Annotated in this window: 1 protein-coding gene; it reads left to right on the top strand. The window is 64.0% G+C overall.

Features of this window, described 5'->3' with window-relative positions:
- The coding region (locus EBB59_RS13195) for a type IV secretory system conjugative DNA transfer family protein (RefSeq protein ID WP_211327765.1) at positions 1-1,904 on the top strand (1,904 nt) is incomplete at both ends.

Here is a 1,904-nt window from a genome sequence, read left to right as displayed (position 1 = left end):
TGATCGGCGTGGACATACCCGTCGATACCAAGACTTGGTGGACGTATTTCCAGGCGCTCGATACCCCGCGCATGCAGCCCTACGCGGCCAAGGTGAAGTGGGCCGGCTACATCGGTTTCGGCGTGCCGCTGCTGCTGTGGCTGATGCTCCTGGTGCCGGCGCTCAAGCCGGGCAAGAAGGGCATCCATGGCGATGCGCGCTTCGCCAAGGGCGGCGACGTGGCGAAGGAAGGGTTCTTCGACAAGAAACAGGAGAACGGCATCGTCATCGGCCGCTTCGGCGGCAAGCTGATGCGTCTGCCGGGCCAGCAGTTCGTGATTCTGGCCGCGCCGACGCGCTCGGGCAAGGGCGTGGGGGTGGTGATTCCCAACCTGCTCGACTACGGCGAATCGATGGTGGTGCTGGACATCAAGCAGGAGAACTTCAATCTCACCTCGGGCTGGCGCGCCTCGCAGGGGCAGGCGGTCTATCTGTTCAACCCCTTCGCGGAAGATCGCCGCACGCACCGCTGGAATCCGCTGAGCTACGTGTCGCGGGACGCGGCCTTCCGCATTTCGGACATCCAGAGCATCGCGGCGATGCTCTATCCCGATGGCGCGGACGAACAGAAGTTCTGGGTCAGCCAGGCGCGCAACGCCTTCACCGCCTTCGCGCTGTACCTGTTCGAGAACCACGACCAGGAGGTGGAACTGGGCCTGCCCGAGGATTACGTCAACTTCCCGACGCTGGGCCGGATCTACCGGCTGTCGTCCGGGGATGGCAGCGATCTGAAGGAATACTTCCGGGGCCTGGCGGGTCGGTCGTTTCTCAGCGCGCATTGCCGCACGGCCTTCGCCAACCTGCTCTCGCAGGCGGACGAGACGTTCGCCTCGATCCTGGGCACGTTCAAGGAGCCGCTGAACGCCTGGATCAACCCGGTGCTGGATGCGGCCACCAACGCCAACGACTTCTGGCTGACCGACGTCCGGCGCAAGAAGATGACGATCTACATCGGCATCCAGCCGAACAAGCTGGCCGAGGCGCGGCTGATCGTGAACCTGTTTTTCAGCCAGTTGATCAACGTCAACACCAAGGAACTGCCGCAGGACAACAAGGCGCTGAAGCACCAGTGCCTGCTGTTGATGGACGAGTTCACGAGCATCGGCAAGGTGCAGATCATCGCCAACGCGGTGAGCTACATGGCGGGTTACAACATCCGGCTGTTGCCGATCATCCAGTCGATGGCGCAACTGGATTCCACGTATGGGCGTGAAATCTCGCGCACGATCATCACCAACCACGCGTTGCAGATCGTCTACGCGCCGCGGGAGCAGCAGGATGCCAACGATTATTCGGAGATGCTGGGCTACACGACGATCCACCGTCGCAACCGCAGCCGCTCGCACGGGCAGCAAGGCAGCGTGACGTTCAGCGAAAGCGAAGAGCGCCGGGCGCTGATGTTGCCTCAGGAACTGAAGGCGATGGGCAACGACAAGGAGATAGTCTTGTATGAGGGCCTGGCGCACCCTGTGAAGGCGGAGAAGATCCGGTATTACCAGGACAAGTACTTCACCAAGCGCCTGCTGGCGAAGGTGGAGGTGAAACCGCTGGAGATCGAAGAAGGAGGCAAGCCGATGAAGAAAGAGATCAAGACGGTGGTGTCGGCCGTGGCATTGACGGGTCTGGTGGCGTGTGCGCCGGTGACGCAGGTGATGCCGGGAGAAGACCGGGCGGGGTCGCCGGAAGTGGCTGGCCGCGCGGCGGTCACGTCGCCCGGGCTGTCGGAGGAAGCCCGGGCGCCGGCACTGCCGCCGCCCGCGCCGAAGCCCGCCCCGTTACCGCCGACCCAGCCGGCGACGCCTGAGCCGAGCGCGGCGATTCTGGCGGCGCGGCAACAGAACGGGCGGTTGAGCGCGGCCGCGTTG

The organism is Solilutibacter pythonis (assembly GCF_003697345.1).
Taxonomy (GTDB): domain Bacteria; phylum Pseudomonadota; class Gammaproteobacteria; order Xanthomonadales; family Xanthomonadaceae; genus Solilutibacter; species Solilutibacter pythonis.
This window is presented reverse-complemented; position numbering and strand designations above follow the sequence as displayed.